We start from the raw sequence: 19,515 nt of genomic DNA on the forward strand, positions 1-19,515 counted from the left end.
GAAGGCGCGTCCATGCTGAGGTTCCTCGTTACCAGGCTCTCCTCGAGTCTCGTGGTGTTCGTGGTCATCGCGATCGGGCTCTTCGTGCTCGTGCGGCTCGCCCCCGGCGACCCCGCCGACGCGCTCGTGCCGCTCGACGCGAATCCCGGAGACCGCCAGGCGCTCGTCGAGCAGGCACGCGTGCAGCTGGGGCTCGACAAGCCCCTGCCGCTGCAGTTCGTGCTCTGGTTCGGCAACCTGGTGACGGGGAACCTCGGGTTCTCGTTCCAGACCAACCAGCCGGTCGCCCAGATGCTGGGTGACCGGCTGGGCCCGACACTGCTCCTGAGCGGCACGGCGCTCGCCGTCGGTCTCCTCGTCGCCCTGCCGGTGGGCATCGCCATCGCCGTCCGGCGGAACGGCATCAGCGACACCGCGGTCAGCAGTGTGAGCGTCATCGCCCTGGCGATCCCGTCGTTCTTCTCGGCCATGCTCGGGATCTGGATCTTCGCGGTGCAGCTGCGCGTGCTGCCCTCGGCCGGCATGAACACCCCGGGCGACTCGTCGCCGGGCGACCTCTTCCTGCACCTCGTGCTCCCCGTGGGCATCCTGGCGCTCGCGGTGGCCGCCTCCTTCATCCGTTACATCCGCGGCGGGATGCTCGAGCAGCTCGGGCAGGACTACATCCGGACCGTGATGGCGAAGGGCTCGGGACCGTTCCGCGCCACGATGCACGGCTTCCGCAACAGCCTCATCCCGCTCGTCACCGTGCTCGCCCTGTACATCCCGCTGTACTTCGCCGGCGCGGTGGTGGTCGAGACGGTGTTCTCCTGGCCGGGCATCGGCCAGCTGGCGATCAATGCGCTGGTCAACCGCGACTACCCGGTGATCATCGCCTTCGGGCTCTACGTCGCCGTGCTGGTGCTCGTGTGCAATCTACTCGCCGACGTGGCCTACGCCCTCGTCGACCCCCGCGTGAGGAGCGTGCGATGACCGGAACGACCGAACGAACCCGACCGATGCGGCCGAGCCTGACGCGCCGTCGCGAGCTCGTGCCGCCGGGACGCCTGGCGTTCCGGCGCTTCCTCCGCAACCCCGCCGCGGTGGTCGGCGCGGTCGTGCTCATCCTCATCGTGCTCGCCGTCGTCGTGGGGCCGCTCTTCGTGCCCTGGGACCCCGATGTCGGTGAACTGATCGACGCACGGCAACCACCGTCGGCCGAGCACTGGCTCGGCACCGACCTCATCGGCCGCGACGAGCTGGCGCGAATCCTCGCCGGCGGGCGCGTCTCCCTCACCATCGGCTTCCTCGCCGCTCTGCTGGCGGTGACCGTGGGCACGGTGGTGGGCACGCTCGCGGGCTGGTTCGGCGGGGTCGCCGACGCCATCATCAGCCGGATCATCGACATCCTGCTCTCGGTGCCGGCGGTGCTCGTCATCATCGTGTTCGCGGGCATCCTCGGGCCGAGCCTGCCGATGCTCATCATCGTGTTCTCGGCGCTGCTCTGGCCGCAGTCCGCGCGCATCGCCCGCTCGGTGGTGCTGAGCGTGCGCGAGCAGGAGTTCGTGCAGGCGGCGCGGGTGCTCGGGTCGAGAACCCGCTACATCGTGCTGCACCACCTCATCCCGGGGGTGCTCCCCTCGGTGATCGTGGCCGCCACCATCCTGGTGGCCGACGCCGTGCTCTCCGAGGCGGCGGTGTCCTTCCTCGGGGCCGGCGTGCAGCCACCCCAGGCGAGTTGGGGCAACATGCTCAACGACTCGAAATCCCTCACCGTGCTCACCCTCATGCCGTGGTTGTGGTTGCCGCCGGGACTGGCGATCTTCGCCACCGTGCTGTCCACGATGGCGGTCGGCGACGGCGTGCGCGACGCGATCGACACCAGGAGGAACGCATGACCGTCACCGAGCCGGTGCTCTCGCTCCAGTCCGTGAACCTCGAGCTGAAGACCCCCGACGGCTACGTGCGCATCCTCCGGGACGTCACCTTCGACGTGGCCCCCGGGGAGATCGTGGGCGTCGTCGGCGAGTCGGGTTCTGGCAAGTCGATGACGGCGCTCACGGTGATGCGTCTGCTGCCGCCGAAGGCGCGCGTGCAGGCCGCCCGGATCGGCTTCGACGGCGACGACCTCGCCACCACCTCGCCGCGGGCCCTGCGCAGCGTGCGGGGAAAGCGGATCGGAATGGTCTTCCAAGATCCGATGACCTCGCTCGACCCGGTGATCCAGGTGGGCCGCCAGATCGACGAGGCCTATCGCATCCACCACCCCGGCGTCGGGCGGGCCGAAGCGCGCGCCCAGACGGTGCGGATGCTCGAACTGGTCGGTGTGCCGGATGCGGCGAACCGCGCCCGGCAGTACCCGCACCAGTGGTCGGGCGGCATGCGGCAGCGGGCGGTCATCGCGATGGCCCTCGTGAACGACCCGAAGCTCATCCTCGCCGACGAGCCGACGACGGCGCTCGACGCGACCATCCAGGCGCAGGTGCTCGATGCGCTCGCTCGCGCTCGCGACGAACTGGGGGTCGCCGTGGTGCTGATCACGCACGACCTCGGCGTCATCGCGCAGTTCGCCTCGCGCGTGATCGTGATGTACGCCGGCGGCGTCGTCGAGGTGGCGACGACACGCGAGCTCTTCGAGGACAGCCGGCATCCGTACTCGGCCGCACTCATCCAGAGCCGGCCGGGGGCGCACCGTCGCGGGGAGCCGCTCGTCGCGATCCCGGGGCGGCCCCCGCTCATGACCGACCTGCCGGAGGGCTGCCCGTTCGCGCCGCGCTGCGCGTCCCCGTACAAGTCGGCGGTGTGCGTGACCGATCGGCCCGAACTCGAACGGAGTGTCGACGGGCGGCTGAGCGCCTGCCACTTCCGTGACCACCACCAGGAGGTCGTCGCATGAGCGCGTTGCTGACGGTCGACGACCTCATGGTGCACTTCACCGCACGCTCCTTCACGGGGCGGAAGCGGGTGATCCGGGCGGTCGACGGGGTGAGCCTCGAGGTCGCCGAGCACGAAGCCCTCGGCATCATCGGCGAGTCCGGGTGCGGCAAGACCACCACCGGTCGCGCGATCGTGCAGCTCGAACCCGCCACCGGCGGATCGATGCACTACCGCGGCAGGGACGTCACGCATCTCACCGGGTCGGCCCGCCGCGCGTTCAACGCGAACGTGCAATTCGTGTTCCAGGACCCGATGTCGTCGCTGAACCCGCGGATGACGGTGGCCGACATCGTCGCCGAACCGCTGCGGGCCTATGGTCGGTGGAACGGCCGGGCCGGTCGCGACCGGGTGTCGGAGCTGCTCGATCTGGTCGGCCTCCCGCCCGAGTTCGGCAGCCGGTACCCGCACGAGTTCTCCGGCGGCCAGCGCCAGCGCATCGGCATCGCCCGCGCTCTCGCGCTCGAACCCGAGATGCTCGTGCTCGACGAACCGGTCTCGGCGCTCGACGTCTCGGTGCAGGCGCAGGTGCTCAACCTGCTCATGTCGCTCCGCGAGGCGCAGGGTCTCACCTACGTCATGATCAGCCACGACCTCGACGTCATCCGGCACGTCACCGACCGGGTCGCCGTGATGTACCTCGGCGTGGTGGTCGAGACCGGGCCCGCCGACGAGGTGCTCGACGACCCCGTGCATCCGTACACCGCAGCGCTGGTCTCTGCCACGCCGCCCTCGTCACCGGACGAGAAGCGGGAGCGCATCCGGCTGCAGGGCGAACTCCCGTCGGCCTCGAACATCCCGTCGGGCTGCCGATTCCGCACCCGGTGCTGGCGCGCCGACGAGATCTGCGCCACAGTGGTGCCGCCGCTGTCTCCCAAGGGCGACGGAAACCGGGCCGCCGCCTGCCACCATCCGCTCGACCTGGCAGCACCACGACTACGAGAGGGCATCGCGACGCCATGACCACACCCTGGGACCACCTGATCGGCCTGCCGATCGACCAGTTGCCGAGCCCGAGCGTGCTGATCGACCGGCCGACGCTGCAGCGCAACATCGACGAGATGGCCGCACACGCCGCCTCGCTCGGCGTGGCGCTGCGGCCGCACTGGAAGTCGAGCAAGGTGATCGAGGTGGGCCGGGCGCAGATCGCCGCGGGCGCCGTGGGCCTCACCGCCGCGACGGCGAACGAGGTGACGGCGCTGGCCGACGCCGGCATCCCGAGCGTGTTCTGGGCGTACCCGCCGGTCGGGCCGGCCCGCATCGAGGCCGCCCTCGCCGCCGCCGCGAAGACACAGCTCATCGTGGGCATCGACTCGGTGGCGGCGGTGACCGGCCTCGCCGAGGCCGCCGCGGCAGCGGGCACGGTGATCGACGTTCGTCTGGAGGTCGACAGCGGACTCGGGCGGATGGGCGTCCCCGCCGACGACGCCGTCGAGACCGCCCGAGCGCTCACCGCCCTGGCCGGCATCCGGCTCGAGGGGGTGTTCACGCACGAGGGGCAGGTGCAGGGTGTCGGTCCCGACGCCGAGCAACGTCTCGCCACGGGACTCGCGGCCGGACGCCTGATCGTCGAGGTGGCCGAAGCGGTTCGCGCCGACGGCATCCCGCTCACCAGTGTCTCGGTCGGGTCGACGCCCGGCGTGCGCTCCGCACCCACCGTCCCCGGGGTCACCGAGGCGCGGCCCGGCACGTATGTCTACGGCGACGAGAACCAGGTGGCGATCGGCACCATCGCGCCGGAGGCGACCGCGGCGACCGTGCTGGCGCGGGTCATCAGCACCCAGCGCGGCGAGCCCATCCTCGTCGACGCCGGCACGAAGGCGATGAGCGCCGACGGCAGCCTGCACCACGACGGGCGGTTCGGCACGATCGTCTCCGAGTCGGGCGGCGTGATCGCCGTCGCGCACGAGGAACACGGATTCCTCCGGGGAGCGGCACCCGGACTCGCCGTCGGCGACCTCATCCGGGTGCGCCCGAACCACGCCTGCGGTCTGTCCAACATGCACTCGCACGTGCACCTCGTCGACGACGGCGTCGTGGTCGACATCTGGCCGGTCGTCGGCCGGCACTGACTGCGTCGCGCCCGCGCACCCGATCCCCCGTTCTCCCCTCACTGCAAGGATGGTCATGCCCCTCGACACCCCACCCGCCGCCACCCTGCCGCTCGGCGGATACGTCGTGGGCGCCTACGTCGCCTCACCCACGGCGAGCGCCTGGGACCCCGCCGTCGAGGCCGACTACCTCGAGGCGCTGGCGGCCGACGAGCGCATCGCGGCGCTCGAGATGATCTGGCGTGGCGGCCTGCATCCGCACGACGAGGAGTGGCTGTTCGCGAACTTCCCCGCGCGGTGCGGCGCCGTGCTGACGGATGTGGCACAGGTCTTCCTCACAGTCACCGGTGGCGACGCGGACTACGGTCTCGCCTCCACCGACGCGGCGGGGCGGGCGCGGGCCATTCGCGACGTGCGGGCGCTCCGCGACGACGTGCACCGCTTCGGCGACCGGGTGGGTCGGGCGGTCGTCTCCGCCGTCGAGTTGCACGCTGGTCCCCGCCCGCCACGGGCGGCACGGTCGCCGCTGATCCGGTCGCTCGAGGAGATCGCCGGCTGGGACTGGGCGGGTGCCGACGTGCTGCTCGAGCACAGCGACGCGTTCGTTCCCGGTCAGACACCGGAGAAGGGATTCCTGCCGCTCGCGGAGGAGATCGCGGCGATCCAGGCATCGGGCGCCGATGTGGGGATCTCGCTCAACTGGGGCCGTTCGGCGATCGAGTTCCGCGATGCCGCCCGACCGGTGGAGCACATCGTTGAGGCGCGGTCCGCCGGGTTGCTGCGCGGCTACGTGTTCTCCGGCGCATCCGATCAGAACGGCGTTTTCGACCGCTCGTGGGTCGACGCGCACAACGCCTTCGCCCAGTCGGATGCGCATCCGCACGGCGACCCGATCTCCCTGCTCACCGAGACGGAGGTGCGCGCCGCAGTGAACGCGATCGGCGGTGACGCCTGGCTCGGCGTCAAGCTCGCCTACCCGGCTGGCCGTGAGGGCGGGGTCGCGGAGCGGGTCGCGATGATCGGCCACAGCCTCGACGCGCTCGACCGGGCGCGCTGACCGAGGCGGCATCCGTGCGTATCGTCGACGTGAGAACGGTCCTGCTGACCGGGCCGTGCACCGACGATCCCTGGCTGTCGGTTTTCAAGCAGACCAGAACCGTCGCGCTCGTGGAGATCGAGACCGACAGCGGTGAGACCGGACTCGGCGAGACCTACGCCGGGTACTTCTTCCCGGAATCGGTGCCGCTCGTGGTGACGTATCTCGCACCCGTCCTGCTGGCGCTCGACGAGTTCGAGCCCGACACCCTCGACGTGCCGCAGGCGCTCGCCCGCATGCGCACCTGCTTCCAGTACTGGGGTCGCGTCGGGCTGGGCGCGGGCGTACTCGCCGGTATCGAGGGGGCGCTGTGGGACCTGGCCGGGAAACTGCTGGAGCTGCCGGTGCACCGGCTGTTCTCGGCGGATGCTCCGGCGCGGTTGCCCGCCTACGCGACCGGTGGCCCCTCGCCCTGGCCGAAGGGCGACCTCCTGCGGAAGGTCGACTTCTACCGCGGACTCGGTTTCGCGGCGGTCAAAGTCAGCACCGGGTACCTCGACGCGGACACCCGCGCGGAGGTGACGGCACCCGGTGTGGCCGCCGCCGAGTGGGAGGCCGAGAAGGTGTCGCTGCTCCGCGCCGAGTTCGGCTCCGAGCTCGGCGTGCTGCTGGACGGGCACATGGGACACCGGGAGGGTGCTGCGCGCTGGGATCTGGCGACCGCATCCGCCGTGCTGTCGGCGCTGGAACCGCTCGGTCTTGTCCTCCTCGAGGAGCCGCTCGCCTACGACGACCCGGATGCCTACGCCGAACTCTCGGCGTCGAGCCCGGTACCCGTGGCGGGGGGCGAACAACTCTCGACCTACCGGGAGTTCGCGCTCTACGCCGACCGGCAGGCCTTCACCGTCGCTCAGCCGGATGCGGCCTGGCTCGGCATCGAAGGCTTTCTGCGGGTGGCCGATCGCTTCGCCGTCGACGGTGCCGGCGTCGCCCCGCACTGCTGGTCGGGCGGAGTCGGCTACCTGCAGAACATCCACGCCGCCTTCGCGGCGCCGAACACCGGCATCGTCGAACTGCCGCCCGCTGCCGGACCCCTGCACACGGAGCTGTGGGGCGACAACGTGCGGCTGGAGGATGGGCTGCTCGTGCGGCCCGATGAGCCGGGTCTCGGGGCCCGCCTGACCGATGCCACCCGCGCGGCGTATCCGTTCCGGCCCGGCGCGGAGGAGTTCGCCAGCGTCCCCGGCAAGCTGATGCGGAGTTGAGGATGCCCGTTCCCGACCACGTGGTGCTCGCCCAGCCGGGCGCGGCCGAACGCCTCCCTGTCCTTCGGGCGCGGCATCCGGAGGTCACCTGGACAGTGCTGCCGCCCGCGGAGCCCGGCTGGGAGCTCGACCCCGACGTCGCGCGGCGTGCGACGGTGCTGTTCGCCGACCTCCCGCCCGTCGCTGCGCACACCATGTCGGCCCTGCGCTGGCTGCAACTCGGGTCGCACGGCTACGCCCAGCTTGCCGGGACGGGCCTGCCCGCCGAGGTGGCGGTCACCAACGGCAGTGGCGTCAACGGCATCCCGATCGCGCAGTGGTGCGTGCTGATGCTGCTCGCGCTCGCGCGAGACCTGCCGGGCATGCTCGACGCCCAGCGGGCGCGGCGCTGGGATCGCTCGGCGCGCTTCCAGACCGAGGTGACGGGGCGTCGGGTCGGCATCCTCGGCTACGGCGACGTCGGCCGGGAGGTGGCTCGCCAGATGCAGGCGCTGGGCCTGGAGGTGTGGGTGATGGCCCGGAACGGATCTGCTCACGAGCGGCCGCGATTCGAGCCCCGGACCGCGCATTCCGAGCCCGTCGTGCCCGAGCGCCGGTTCGCGTTCGACGAGGCCGAGGAGTTCTACCGCGGGGTGGACGTCCTGATCGTGGCGCTGCCGATCGCCTCCGGCACCGTCGCGCTCGTCGACCGAACCGCGCTGTCGTGGCTGCGGCCGGGAGCGCTCCTGCTCAATCCCGCCCGGGCCGGGGTGGTCGAGGAGCGCGCGCTGGTCGACGCTCTGCGCTCCGGCCGGCTCGGCGGCGCCGCCCTCGACGACCACTACCGGCAGCCGATGCCGCCCGACGACCCGTTCTTCGGGCTGCCGGGCACCATCGTCACGTCCCACATCTCCGGCTCGACGGGCAGCAGCTTCTACGAGGACCGCATCTGGCAGCTGTTCGGCGAGAACGTCGACCGTCACCTCGGGGGCGCGCCCCTGCTCAACCGCATCCGCCCCGACGACCTCGAATTGGATCGACCATGACCCGCAGCACGGCTACCGGCCAGGCACTCCTGTTCCACAACGACCATCGCGTCGAGGTCGTCGAGTTCGAGGTGCCGAGCCCGCGAGCGGGGCAGGTGCTCGTGCAGACGGAGTACACGCACGTGAGCGCCGGCACCGAGATGAACTTCTTCCGCCTGAACCCGGCCGACGGGCCGCCGGTGGCCGAGAAGCTCGGCTACATGCAAGTGGGAGTCGTCGCGGCGGTGGGCGCCGGCGTCGAGGGCTTCACCGAAGGCGACCGGGTGGTGACCAACGCCTTCCACCAGAGTCACTGGCTCGTCGACCTCGACCCTGCGGCGGGCGGCCCGAACGGCACCGGCTACATCGAGAAGGTGCCCGACGGGGTCGCGGGCGAGCAGGCGGGCTTCATCACCCTCGGCGACGTCGCCCTGCACGGACTGCGCCGGGCGCAGCCGCAGATCGACGAGTCGGCGGCGGTGATCGGCTGCGGCATGGTGGGTCAGCTCGTCATCCAGCTCGCGCGGGTCGCCGGGATGCACCCGATCGTGGCGGTGGACGTCGTCGCCACCCGGCTCGAACGCGCCGGCACGAGCGGGGCCACCCACCTCGTCGACTCCGGCGCCGAGGACATGGTGGCCGCGGTGCGCTCCGCCACGGGCGGCGCGGGTGCCGAGACCGTGTTCCCCTGCGCGCCGGTGCCCGCCATCCTGCAGCCGGCGCTCGAGATGGCAGCCAAACGCGGCACCGTGTCGCTCGTCGCGAGCATCCCGGGCACCGCGGAGATCCAGCTGCAGGCCGAGCTGCTGCGCAACGAGCTCAGCATCATCGGCACCTATGAGGCCGACATGATGGTGCCATCCGTCTACTGGCCGTGGACCCGGCCTCGCAACCGCCGCGCCGTGCTGCGCCTGCTGCAGGAGGGCCGGCTGTCGTTCGAGCACCTCATCACCCACGTCGTGCCGTACACCGATGCGGAGCGGATGTTCGCCACCATGCACGAGCCGGGAGGCGACTGGATGGGCGTCGTCTTCGACTGGCGCTGAGCATCCGGCCCCCGCCCGGCCACCTCCGACCCGACCGACAGCAAAGGATGACCGCATGACCATCGATGTGCACGCACACCTGCACCACCACCACGAGGACTTCACCGACACCTTCCGCACCGAATCGCGCCGCGCCCACCCCGACGGAGCGGAGGTCGACCTGACGGTGCACTGGGAGGCCTACCGGGCCGGAGCCCCCGCCGACACGGTGTCGATCGTCTTCGGCGGCAAGGCCCGCCGTGCCGGGATCTGGGTCGACGACGCGAAGATCGCCGCCCTCGCCGAGCAGTACCCGCAGAGCGTCGTCGGCTTCATGAGCCTCGACCCCACCCAGCCCGGCTGGCAGGAGATGCTGCGCCACGGACATCAGGAACTCGGCCTTCGAGGGATCAAGCTGATGCCGATGTACGCCGGATTCGACCCGAGCGATGCCGCGATCGACGACCTCTTCGCCTACGCCGAGGCCAACGGCCTGCCGATCGTCGCCCACACCGGCACCACCTTCATCTCCCAGGCGCCACTGGAGTACGCCCGGCCCGTGCACTTCGATGAGGTGGCGATGCGGCATCCGGAGCTCCGACTCGTGCTCGCACACCTCAGCCACCCGTACGAGGGCGAGTGCATCGCCATGATCCGCAAGCACGCCAACGTCTACGCCGACCTGTCGGCCCTGTACTACCGGCCGTTCCAGCTGTGGCACTCGCTGCGCCTGGTGCAGGATTACGGGGTGTGGCATAAGGTGCTGTTCGGCTCGGACTACCCCTTCGCCACGGTGAACGACACCATCGAGGGTCTGCGCCGGCTCGCGGCGCTTCCCGGCATCCCCGGCCTCGACCCCCTTGACCCCGCCGGCATCGAGGGCATCATCGCCCGCGACGCCCTCACCCTCCTCGGCCTCGCGCTCGACCGCTCGTAGGGCGGACGGGACTTGAACCCGTGACCGACGGATTATGAGTCCGCTGCTCTAACCAGCTGAGCTACCGCCCCGCGCGCTCGGCCGCGAAGCACGAGGAGCGCGTGACTACGATACCGCGGGTTACGCGTGCTCCTCGGCAGCGGGCGGCGCCACCACCGGATCGGTGACCGGCTCGCCCCGGTAGAGGTGCTCGAAGGTGGTGAGGGTGCGCTGGATGTCGTGGGCCGCCACGATCGAGAGCGACTCGCGCTTCAGCACGTCGAGCTCCTCCTGCGGGAGGCGCAGGATGTGCTCCAGCCGGTCGGCGAGCTGCTGCGCATTGCCCGGCTCGAACAGGAACCCGTTCTTGCCGTCGTGCACGAGGTGCGGCAACGCCATCGCGTCGGCGGCGACGACCGGCAGACCGCTCGCCATGGCCTCCATGGTCGCGATGCTCTGCAACTCGGCGATGGAGGGCATCGCGAACACCGTCGCGCGCGTGTACGCCTTCCGCAGTTCATCCTCGCTCACGTAGCCGGTGAAGGTGACCCGGTCGCCGAGTCCGAGCTGCTGCGCCATGGTCTGCAGGTTGCGCAACTGGTCGCCGCCACCGACGATCTCGAGCTTCGTGTCGAGGTCGGCGGGCAGCAGCTGCACCGCCTTCAGCAGCACGTCGATCTGCTTCTCGCCGGCCACCCGGCCCACGAACAGCACCCGGTTCTCGCGGCGGGGCGTGAAATCGGGCACGTAGTTGTCGACGTTGATGCCGCAGGAGATCGCATACACGTTGCCGATGCCGGTGGCCTTCTCGAAGAAGTCGGCGGCTCGGCGAGTGGGTGCGGTCACCGCATCCGCCCGGATGAAGGAGCGGCGCGCCGCGGCCCAGGCCAGCCCGATCGCCCAGTTCTGCAGGAACTTCGGGATGATGACGGTGAACGCCATCATGTTCTCGGGCATCACATGGTTGGTGCCGATGATGCGGATGCCCCGCTTCTCGGCCTCGGTCGACACACCGCGGCCCACGATGATGTGCGACTGGAAGTGCACCACGTCGGGTTTGATCTCGTCGATGATGCGGGCGCTGTTCTGCTTGATGCGCCACGGCAACGCGAAGGTCAGCCAGTCGTGCGGGTACCAGCGCCAGCTGTACAACCGGTGCACCGTGACCTTCTGGCCGTCGTACTCCTCGACGTGGGCGCCCACCGGCAGCTTGGCCGAGGGGGCGACCACGTGCACGTCGTGCCCGCGCGAGGCAAGGCCCGAGGCGAGGTGCTCGGCGAAACGCGCCGACCCGTTCACGTCGGGCGAGAAGGTGTCGGCGCCGATCAGGATCCGCAGAGGCCGGTTCGTCGCGCCGGGCGCCTGGGGCGCATCCGTTCGATCGTGCGGATCTCGGGAGTCTGTCAAACCGTGTCTCTCTGCTCGTGTCCGATGGCGTCGCTCATGGCTCGGCCCGTTCGCTCGCTCTGAAAGAACTTACCTTAGCGCTGGGCCTGGGGGTGATAACGCGCCAGGCCGAACACTCCCAGGATGGCCACCAGCCCGAACGCGAGGAAGGCGAAGATGGCCCACAGCGGAGCCTGCGAGGCCTCGCCCAGCACGATGATGCCGATGGCCACCGCCACCAGGGGGTCGATCACGGTGAGCCCCGCGATGACGAGATCGGGCGGGCCGGAGGCATAGGCGTTCTGCACGAAGTACCCGCCGAGCGCGGCCGCGGCGAGCAGGCCCGCCAGCGCCAGCACGGTCAGCCACTCGAAGTGGGCTTGGAAGATGCGGCTGATGACGACCTTGGCGAGCGTGGCCACGAATCCGTACAGCACACCGGCGCCCACGATGTAGGCGATGGCCTTGAACCGTTTGCGCAGCAGCGCGAAGGTCGCCCCGAACAGCGCCAGCACCACGCCCAGGATGATGAGGATGGTGATGAGGTTCGCCGTGGTCACCGGTTTGTCGACCGCCGTGAACGCCGCCACCAGCACGAACGCTCCCACACCGCCGACGCACAGCACGATGGAGATGACCGAGCTGCGGTTGAGGTTGACGTGACTGATGCGGGAGTTGAGCACGGCCGTGATGACGAGTGCCACCGCCCCGAGCGGCTGCACCACGATGATGGGCGAGAAGCCGAGGCTGGTGAGCTGGAAGACGATCGCGAGCCCGAGCATGAGCGTGCCGATGACCCAGGAGGGGCGGCCGAGCAGCGCCATCAGCTGGCGGACGCTCAGCCCCTTGTCGGCGTCGTGCGTGTTCGCCTCGACCTTCGCCACTCCGCGGTGCTGGAACTGCGCGCCGAGGCTGAGGAAGATCGCACCCACCAGCGCGATCGGGATGCCGATGAACTGCTTCGGATCGAGTGCGATCGGGTCGCTGAGCTCGAACAGTCCAGGAGGCACTCATCGACAGTACCCCGGAAGGCCCGCCGTTAGGCTTAGCGAATGGCCGTTCTCCCGATTCGGATCTCCGGAGATCCCGTTCTGCACTCCCCCGCCGCCCCCGTCGGCCAGATCGACGACGAGCTCCGCCGGCTCGTGGGCGACATGTACGAGACGATGGATGCGGCACCCGGCGTGGGCCTCGCCGGACCGCAGGTAGGGGTGCCGCTGCGCCTGTTCGTCTACAGCTGGACCGATGACGACGACGTGCTGCACCGGGGGGTCGCCATCAATCCGCACCTGTTCATCACGCCTACTTCGGTCGAGCCGGCCGATCCCGACACCGAGTCGGAGGGCTGCCTCTCCTTCCCCGGGCCCCGCTTCCCGCTCACACGCGGTGCGGCCGCCATCCTGCGGGCGACCGACCTCGACGGCAGTGACTACGAGATCGAGGCGGACGGCTGGCTCGCCCGTATCTTCCAGCACGAGTTCGACCACCTCGACGGGCTGCTCTACGTCGACCGCCTCGACCACCACTACGAGCGCGCCGTGGCGAAGATCACGCGCAAGCGCGGCTGGGGCGTGCCGGGCAACGCGTGGCTTCCCGGCGTCGACGACCTCGACGCCTGAGCGCCGGGGTGCTTCCCGCCCCCGTCAGGTGAGGGCGCGGATGAGGGCGGCGACAGCCGCCGCCGCGATGACCACCACCACGAACGGCACGCGTAACGCGTACAGGCCGGCAGCGACGAGGACGGCGGGTACGCGCGCGTCGACCTGGATCGACTGGCCGGCCCCGAGGGTCTGCACCGCGATGAGGGCGGCGAGGAGCGCGACCGTGAGCAGGTTCGCGATGCGGGCGACGGTCGGATGCTCGAACGCCCGCGGCGGGATGAGGTACCCGGCGACCTTCAGCGCCGCGCAGATCACCGAGGCGAGGATGACGATGTTCCAGGCGCTCATGAGTCGTCTCCGGACCCGGCGCGCTTCTTCGTGCCGAGCAGATCGAACGCGCCGACCACGACCGCGACGACGGCCGCGACGAGCACCGGCAGGCCCGGCGTCAGCACGGGGGTGAGCAGGGTCGCGACGAACGCGGCGCCCACGGCGACGGCCTGCGTCTGCCGCTCCTTCAGCCGTGGCCAGAGCAGACCGAGGAAGGCGGCGGCCGCCGCCGCATCCAGCCCGTACGCGCTCACGTCGCCGAGCAGGTCGCCGATCAGGGCACCGATGAGCGTGGTGAGGTTCCAGCCGAGGTAGATGGCGATTCCGGTGGCCCAGAAGCCGACCCGCTGCGCGGCCGGAGTGCGCTGCGCCGTGGCGACGGCGACCGACTCGTCGATCGTCAGCTGAGCGGCGGCAGCGCGCCTCAGGAAACCCTTCCCGACCACCGGCGACATGCGGATGGAGTAGAACACGTTCCGGGTGCCGAGCAGTGCCGCGCTCGTGATCGCCGAGGGCCCCGCGGTGAGCCCGCCGGAAGCGAGCACCCCGATCAGTGCGAACTGCGACCCACCCGTGAACATCACCAGGCTGAGGAAGCAGGTCTGCCAGATGTCGAGGCCGGACAACGTGGCCAGAGCGCCGAACGAGACACCGTACGCCGCCGTGGCGAGACCCACCGCCAATGCCGCCCGCAGCGCCGCCCGCTCCTCCGGGGTTCGACGGGAGGTGCGGGGCATCATCCGATGATGCCAGACACCGACGAGACTGGGAAAACAACCCCTGTTGCCTGAATCGGCCGCCGCGTACTGTCGATCGCGGGGAAACAGGGAGAGCAGGCGTCGATGCCGAGGGAACACCAGTACACACGCGTGATCCACCACCATGGCCGCACGTACTTCGCCACGACGACCATGTCCGAGATCTTCGTGGCGCACGCGCGCGACATCGCCGAACGGGGCGACACCGAGCTGGTTCCGCTCCTGCACAAGGGCGGGGTCGACCTGCTGCTGATCGGGCCCACCACCCGGTACGCGGTGGCCGAGATCGAGGTGGGATCGGCACTCGACGCGGCAGCGGCGGCCGCCCCTGCCGCGGCTGCACCCGACGCGTCCGTGGTCGCCGCACCGCCCTCGCTTCCCGGCCGTGGTGCCGGTACGCGGCCGCACCGGATCGCCGGCTGACCGCACGAACTCCGCCCGCATCGCTCGCTGCCGGCCCGCACTCCGCATAGGGTCGGAGTCACGACGGTCATCGGCGCACGGAGGGAGGCGGGTGGACAGCATCGAGCGGTTCGCGTACTACCTCGAGACCGACCTCGGCGAGTGCGCCACCATCTCGCTCGAGCGGGTGCCACAGCACAGCGGAGCCGGGTGGATTCGCATCGACCCCTTCGAGCGTGCCGCCCTGCCGCTGACGATCTTCGCCGGTCGGGACGAGATCCCGTACATCGAGTTCGGCGACGTCGCCGACCACGAGTGCATCGGCAACGCGCGCTTCACCGATGGCACGCCGATCGGCCCGGTGGCCGAACTGGGACTGATGATCTCCGCCGTCGCGCTGCACGGCGCGGCGCTGCACCGTGCTTCGTTCGGGCGGCGCTCACTGCACCTGGGGCGCAGTGGGCCGGCTCAGGCGGCGACCGCCCTGCATTCCTGGCCGCCCATCCATGCCGAGCTGGGCGCCATGCTCACATTCATGCAACCGCCCGACTACGCGCTGCTCCGGCCCGGATTCCTGCGCGTCCCCGCTCGCCGACCGAAGCCGCTGAAACGCAGCCCGCACGCGGCGAGTACTCAGGGCATCGGCGGAATGAAAAAAGGCCCCGCGGGTGGAGCCGCGAGGCCTTCGCTCCCCGACTTGGACTCGAACCAAGAACCTGCCGGTTAACAGCCGGCTGCTCTGCCAATTGAGCTATCGAGGAATGCTGCTGAAACAGCTTCAATACACTATCACTGATTCCGGCCCGCCCCTGACATCGACCGCGGGTCAGTAACCGGCCTGCGGATCCGCCCGGCCCGCGAAGTCCCCCCGGCCGAGGAAGGCTCGCACGTTGTGCCGCACCCGCGCCGCCAAGAGCGGCGCGTTCATCTCCGGCGTGTCGGCCGAGTGTGGCGTGATGATGACGTTCGAACGACCCCAGAGCGGATGCCCGTCCGGCAGCGGCTCAGGGTCGGTGACGTCAAGGGCCGCCCCGGCGAGCGCTTCGGAGTCGAGGGCGGCGAGCAGAGCATCCGTGTCGACCAATCCGCCGCGGGCGACGTTCACGAGGAACGCCGTGGGCTTCAGCAGTGCGAACTCCGCCGGGCCGAGCAGCTTGTCCGTGCCTTCGGTGTGGGCGGCGGCGAGCACCACGAGGTCGGCCTCGGGCAGTACGTCGCCGAGGCGTTCGGTCGTGACGGTGCGACGCGCTCCCGGCAGGGGTTCGTCACGTCGGCGCACGACCGTCGCGTCGACGCCGAACGGCTGCAGCAGGCGCAGAAGCTCCACGGCGATGCCGCCCGCACCGACGATCACGACGTTCAGTCCGTAGAGCGACCAGCCCGCCTTGGGGCCCCAGGAGGTGGCGCGGATGCGTTCGGGCAGGTCACGCAGGAGCGCCAGCGTGAGCAGCAGCACGTGTTCGGCCACCGGTTGCGCGAAGGCGCCCTTCGCGCTCGTCCACACCCGTCTCGGCCGGTCGTGCGCGCGCATCAGTGCGGTGAAGCGGTTCACGCCCGCCCAGGGCAGCTGCACCCAGTCGATCTGCGGATTCGCCTCGAGGATGGCGCCGAGTTCGTCGGCTCCCGTCGGACTCAGCCAGACGATCCCGCGGGTCTCGGGGCCGAGCGGGGCGACCACCGCTCCCGCCTCCTCGGCGGCGCGAACCAGGTGCGGGTCGGTGGTGGGCAGGACCGCGATCGGCCCGGGCTCTGGGCGCTCTTCGGGCGGCAGCGTCTCGGCCGGGACGGCCAGCACTTCGCGGTGCCGGCTGCGGTAGGCGGCGCGGGGCATCAGCGCGACCCGCCCGCAGCGGCGTCGCCGCTCACGCCGCGGCCGCTCGGGGCCTCGTCGCCGTCGGCGTCGCCGTCCGCGTCCGCGTCGGCCCAGTCGTCCGCATCGGCCCCGTCGTCGTAGCCGTCCGCGTCGTCGTAGCCGTCCGCGTCGTCGTAGTCGTCCGCATCCTCGCCATCGCCGTCCTCCTCGGGGTCGTCCCCGTACGTCTCCCGGGCGAGGCCCGCGACGTACGGGTGCCGCGGGTCGGACAGCACGTCGTCGATCGGCCCCACGCCCACCACAACGCCCTCGTGGATGACCGCGATGCGGTCGACCGAGCGGCGCAGTGCGTCGAGATCGTGACTGACGATGAGGGCGCTGGCACCGCGGGATCGCTGCAGACCCGCGATGACGTCGACGACGGCGCCGCGCACCGAGACGTCGACACCCGCGGTCGGCTCGTCGGCGATGAGCAGCACCGGGTCGAGGATGAGGCCGCGTGCGATCGCCACCCGTTGGCGCTGCCCGCTCGAGAGTTCGTGCGGCTGCTTCAACATCGACCCGACCGGCAGCAGGAGCGCGTCGACGAGCGTCGCCGCCTTCAGGCCCGCCTCATGCCGGTCGTAGCGCTTGTCGCGGAGGAAGAGCGGTTCGGCGACCAGTTCGGCCACGGTCATGTTCGGGGTGAGGTTCGAGCCGGCATCCTGCGCCACATAGCCGACCCCCAGCGTGAGCTTGTTTAGCTTGGCGCGTTTGAGTCCGCGCATCTGGAAGCCGAGAACGTCGAGGCTGCCGCCGATGATGCGCGGCGAGTTCTCCTTGGTGCCGCGGATGGCTGCCTGACCCGAGGCCACGTGCGCCAGCGTGGACTTGCCCGACCCGCTGGAGCCGACGAGCCCCACGATCTCGCCCGGCTCGATGGTGAGTGTGAACCCCTTGACCGCCGTGAACGCCGGGCTCACGCTGTGCGCCGGGTACTCGATGGTGACATCGGAGGCGGTGAGCACGTTACGGTCTGCCATGGGATTCGAGCCTATTCGGTTCCCCTCAATCGGCCTGCAAGGCGCGGCGATCGGTCTCGAGTTGCACGAGTTCGCGCTGGATCTGCCGGTAGAGCTCGGGGTTCTCGACCGCGTCGGTGCGCTGGAGACGCCCCTTCACCTCCTCTTTCCGGCGCAGGAGGTGACGCTGGATGAGGTCGCGCGTGATGCGCCGCAGGTAGGTCTCGGGCTGGCGGTCGGGGCGTTCGGGCAACGGAGCGACGGCGAGTTCCTCCACCAGGCGCCGGTACTCCTCAGGCACGTCGCCTTGCACCACCGTCACCCAGTCGGGCCGCTCGAACGAGTCGACGTTACGGCCGATGGCATCGCGGACGGCCGCGAGCGGCGCGTTGCTGAAACCGCATCCGCTGGCCTGCACCAGGAGGTCACGCCCGACCACGGTCGGCGCCTGGAGCATCGCCATCAACGCGTCCCGCTCCGTGCGGGCTGCCGTGGTGGCCGGCAGCTGGGTGATCGACACGCTCGGGCGCACCACCGCTGCCGCCGGGGCCTCCGGCAGGGAGGTGACCGAGGCCACGAGCGGGTCGCCGGCGGGGTCGGGGTGGCTCCGCGCGAGGGCCTGGCCCTCCGGCCCTCGGCCCACCGCTGCCAGTTCGCGCCCCTCCGCACCGGGTGATGCGGATGCGCCACGCGACCGCGACCCGCTGCTCTCCACCATGCGCCGCACGTCGTCGAGCTCCATCGCGAGCATCTTGGCCAGCTGCCGGGTGTAGGCCGGCCGCAGGGCGGGGTCGCGGATGTCGGCGACGATCGGTGCCGCATCGCGCAGCGCCGCGACCCGGCCCTCGACGGTGTCGAGGTCGTAGGCGGCGAGCTTCTGTTTGATGACGAACTCGAACATCGGCTTCTTGCCCTTGACCAGCCGCCGCACGGCGTCGTCGCCCTTGGCGAGGCGGAGGTCGCACGGGTCGAGACCGTCGGGTGCCACGGCGACGTAGGTCTGCGCGGCGAACCGCTGCTCCTCGCTGAACGCGCGGAGCGCGGCCTTCTGGCCCGCCGCATCCGGGTCGAAGGTGAAGACCACCTCGCCGAGACCCGCGCTGTCGTCGGAGAGCACGCGGCGCATGATCTTGATGTGCTCGACGCCGAACGAGGTGCCGCAGGTGGCGACGGCGGTGGTGACGCCGGCGAGGTGGCATGCCATCACATCGGTGTACCCCTCGACGACGACCACCTGACGGCTGCGGGCGATGTCGCGTTTGGCCAGATCGAGCCCGTAGAGCACCTGCGCCTTGTGGTAGACGAGGGTCTCGGGGGTGTTGAGGTATTTCGGGCCCTTGTCGTCCTCGAACAGTCGGCGGGCGCCGAAGCCGACGGTCTGCCCGGTCTGGTCGCGGATGGGCCAGATCAGTCGCCCCCGGAATCGGTCGTAGGTTCCGCGGTCTCCGGCGCTGAGGAGCCCGGCGTCGGTGAGCTCGCGCTCGGTGAAGCCGCGGCCTCGGAGGTGCTTGCCGAGGTTGTCCCACCCCTGGGGCGCGTACCCGATGCCGAAGTGTGCGGCGACGGAGGCGTCGAAGCCGCGCTCACCGAGGAACGAGCGCGCGAGGTCGGCGCCCGGCGCGGTGAGCTGCTCGGCGAAGTACTCGCGTGCGGCCTCGTTCGCGGCGAGCAACCGGGCGCGGTTGCCCTGGTCGACGGCCGCCCCGCCGTCTTCGTAGTGCAGCTGGTAGCCGATCTTCACGGCCAGGCGCTCGACGGCCTCGGCGAAGCTGATGTGATCCATCTGCTGCAGGAACTTGTAGACGTCGCCGCCCTCGCCGCAGCCGAAGCAGTGGTAGAAGCCGACCTGCGGGCGCACGTGGAAGCTCGGCGACCGCTCGTCGTGGAACGGGCACAGTCCCTTGAGCGACCCGGACCCTGCGCTCTTCAGGGTGACGTAGTCACCCACCACGTCGGCGATGTTGACCCGGGAGCGGACTTCGTCGATGTCGCTCCGACGTATCAGCCCTGCCAT

At 70.6% G+C, this 19,515-nt stretch carries 20 protein-coding genes and 2 tRNA genes; 12 read left to right on the forward strand and 10 right to left on the reverse strand.

Features of this window, described 5'->3' with window-relative positions:
* Window positions 1-12 precede the first annotated feature (12 nt).
* The 10 genes from AC3WLB_RS09805 to AC3WLB_RS09850 are packed head-to-tail and all read left to right on the forward strand — an operon-like array spanning window position 13 to window position 10,231.
* Complete coding sequence (locus AC3WLB_RS09805) at window positions 13-972, forward strand: ABC transporter permease (protein ID WP_492505469.1); 960 nt, start codon at window positions 13-15, stop codon at window positions 970-972.
* Complete coding sequence (locus AC3WLB_RS09810) at window positions 969-1,877, forward strand: ABC transporter permease (protein ID WP_022898744.1); 909 nt, start codon at window positions 969-971, stop codon at window positions 1,875-1,877. The genes AC3WLB_RS09805 and AC3WLB_RS09810 overlap by 4 nt, the downstream gene beginning before the upstream one ends.
* Window positions 1,874-2,875: an ABC transporter ATP-binding protein gene (locus AC3WLB_RS09815; protein ID WP_492505472.1), complete on the forward strand. Its 1,002-nt coding sequence runs from the start codon at window positions 1,874-1,876 to the stop codon at window positions 2,873-2,875. The genes AC3WLB_RS09810 and AC3WLB_RS09815 overlap by 4 nt, the downstream gene beginning before the upstream one ends.
* A complete protein-coding gene (locus tag AC3WLB_RS09820; protein ID WP_492505474.1) occupies window positions 2,872-3,876 on the forward strand; it encodes an ABC transporter ATP-binding protein in 1,005 nt (334 codons plus the stop codon). Before AC3WLB_RS09815 ends, AC3WLB_RS09820 begins: the two co-directional genes overlap by 4 nt.
* A complete protein-coding gene (locus AC3WLB_RS09825) occupies window positions 3,873-4,985 on the forward strand; it encodes an alanine racemase (protein WP_492505476.1) in 1,113 nt (370 codons plus the stop codon). The genes AC3WLB_RS09820 and AC3WLB_RS09825 overlap by 4 nt, the downstream gene beginning before the upstream one ends.
* Window positions 4,986-5,040: 55 nt before the next feature.
* A complete protein-coding gene (locus AC3WLB_RS09830) occupies window positions 5,041-6,021 on the forward strand; it encodes a DUF4862 family protein (RefSeq protein WP_492505478.1) in 981 nt (326 codons plus the stop codon).
* Window positions 6,022-6,035: 14 nt separating this feature from the next.
* Window positions 6,036-7,265, forward strand: a complete 1,230-nt coding sequence (locus AC3WLB_RS09835) for a mandelate racemase/muconate lactonizing enzyme family protein (protein WP_492505480.1) — start codon at window positions 6,036-6,038, stop codon at window positions 7,263-7,265.
* 2 nt (window positions 7,266-7,267) lie between these two features.
* On the forward strand, window positions 7,268-8,290 hold the full coding sequence (locus tag AC3WLB_RS09840) for an NAD(P)-dependent oxidoreductase (RefSeq protein WP_492505482.1): 1,023 nt from the start codon (window positions 7,268-7,270) through the stop codon (window positions 8,288-8,290).
* Entirely contained in the window at window positions 8,287-9,315 is a 1,029-nt protein-coding gene (locus tag AC3WLB_RS09845) for a zinc-dependent alcohol dehydrogenase (protein ID WP_492505484.1), read from the forward strand. Before AC3WLB_RS09840 ends, AC3WLB_RS09845 begins: the two co-directional genes overlap by 4 nt.
* Before the next feature lie 55 nt (window positions 9,316-9,370).
* Complete coding sequence (locus AC3WLB_RS09850) at window positions 9,371-10,231, forward strand: amidohydrolase family protein (RefSeq protein WP_492505486.1); 861 nt, start codon at window positions 9,371-9,373, stop codon at window positions 10,229-10,231.
* Here AC3WLB_RS09850 and AC3WLB_RS09855 read toward each other — a convergent pair.
* The 3 genes from AC3WLB_RS09855 to AC3WLB_RS09865 form a co-directional block, all read right to left on the reverse strand.
* A tRNA-Ile gene (locus tag AC3WLB_RS09855) sits at window positions 10,229-10,302 on the reverse strand. The genes AC3WLB_RS09850 and AC3WLB_RS09855 overlap by 3 nt on opposite strands.
* 49 nt (window positions 10,303-10,351) lie before the next feature.
* A complete protein-coding gene (locus AC3WLB_RS09860; protein WP_492505488.1) occupies window positions 10,352-11,617 on the reverse strand; it encodes a glycosyltransferase in 1,266 nt (421 codons plus the stop codon).
* Window positions 11,618-11,691: 74 nt separating this feature from the next.
* Window positions 11,692-12,606 carry a DMT family transporter gene (locus AC3WLB_RS09865; protein WP_022898753.1) on the reverse strand — a complete coding sequence of 305 codons (915 nt, stop codon included), beginning with the start codon at window positions 12,604-12,606 and terminating at the stop codon, window positions 11,692-11,694.
* A 42-nt stretch (window positions 12,607-12,648) separates the two neighbouring features.
* Here AC3WLB_RS09865 and def point away from each other — a divergent pair, with 42 nt between their 5' ends.
* Window positions 12,649-13,215, forward strand: coding sequence for a peptide deformylase (gene def / locus AC3WLB_RS09870; protein WP_022898754.1), 567 nt, complete (start codon window positions 12,649-12,651; stop codon window positions 13,213-13,215).
* A 24-nt stretch (window positions 13,216-13,239) separates the two neighbouring features.
* On the opposite strand, the gene AC3WLB_RS09875 is transcribed toward def, so the two are convergent.
* Both AC3WLB_RS09875 and AC3WLB_RS09880 read right to left on the reverse strand, forming a co-directional pair.
* Window positions 13,240-13,545: an AzlD domain-containing protein gene (locus AC3WLB_RS09875; protein WP_492505491.1), complete on the reverse strand. Its 306-nt coding sequence runs from the start codon at window positions 13,543-13,545 to the stop codon at window positions 13,240-13,242.
* Window positions 13,542-14,264 (reverse strand): AzlC family ABC transporter permease, encoded by a 723-nt coding sequence (locus tag AC3WLB_RS09880; protein ID WP_492505492.1) that lies wholly within the window; start codon window positions 14,262-14,264, stop codon window positions 13,542-13,544. The genes AC3WLB_RS09875 and AC3WLB_RS09880 overlap by 4 nt, the downstream gene beginning before the upstream one ends.
* 105 nt (window positions 14,265-14,369) lie before the next feature.
* Here AC3WLB_RS09880 and AC3WLB_RS09885 point away from each other — a divergent pair, with 105 nt between their 5' ends.
* Window positions 14,370-14,708, forward strand: a complete 339-nt coding sequence (locus AC3WLB_RS09885) for a hypothetical protein (protein ID WP_492505494.1) — start codon at window positions 14,370-14,372, stop codon at window positions 14,706-14,708.
* A gap of 67 nt (window positions 14,709-14,775) precedes the next feature.
* Here AC3WLB_RS09885 and AC3WLB_RS09890 read toward each other — a convergent pair whose 3' ends face one another.
* From AC3WLB_RS09890 to dnaG, 5 genes are all read right to left on the reverse strand, one after another.
* Entirely contained in the window at window positions 14,776-15,105 is a 330-nt protein-coding gene (locus tag AC3WLB_RS09890; RefSeq protein WP_492505496.1) for a hypothetical protein, read from the reverse strand.
* A 270-nt stretch (window positions 15,106-15,375) separates the two neighbouring features.
* Window positions 15,376-15,448: transfer RNA gene (locus tag AC3WLB_RS09895), tRNA-Asn, on the reverse strand.
* Between the two features lie 65 nt (window positions 15,449-15,513).
* Window positions 15,514-16,518, reverse strand: a complete 1,005-nt coding sequence (locus AC3WLB_RS09900) for an NAD(P)-dependent oxidoreductase (protein WP_492505498.1) — start codon at window positions 16,516-16,518, stop codon at window positions 15,514-15,516.
* Window positions 16,518-17,522, reverse strand: a complete 1,005-nt coding sequence (locus AC3WLB_RS09905; RefSeq protein ID WP_492505500.1) for an ATP-binding cassette domain-containing protein — start codon at window positions 17,520-17,522, stop codon at window positions 16,518-16,520. The genes AC3WLB_RS09900 and AC3WLB_RS09905 overlap by 1 nt, the downstream gene beginning before the upstream one ends.
* 25 nt (window positions 17,523-17,547) lie before the next feature.
* The gene (gene dnaG, locus AC3WLB_RS09910) at window positions 17,548-19,515 is read right to left on the reverse strand and encodes a DNA primase (RefSeq protein ID WP_492505502.1); all 1,968 of its coding nucleotides are present in this window, start codon (window positions 19,513-19,515) and stop codon (window positions 17,548-17,550) included.

The organism is Herbiconiux sp. FW305-C-125, from assembly GCF_058783455.1.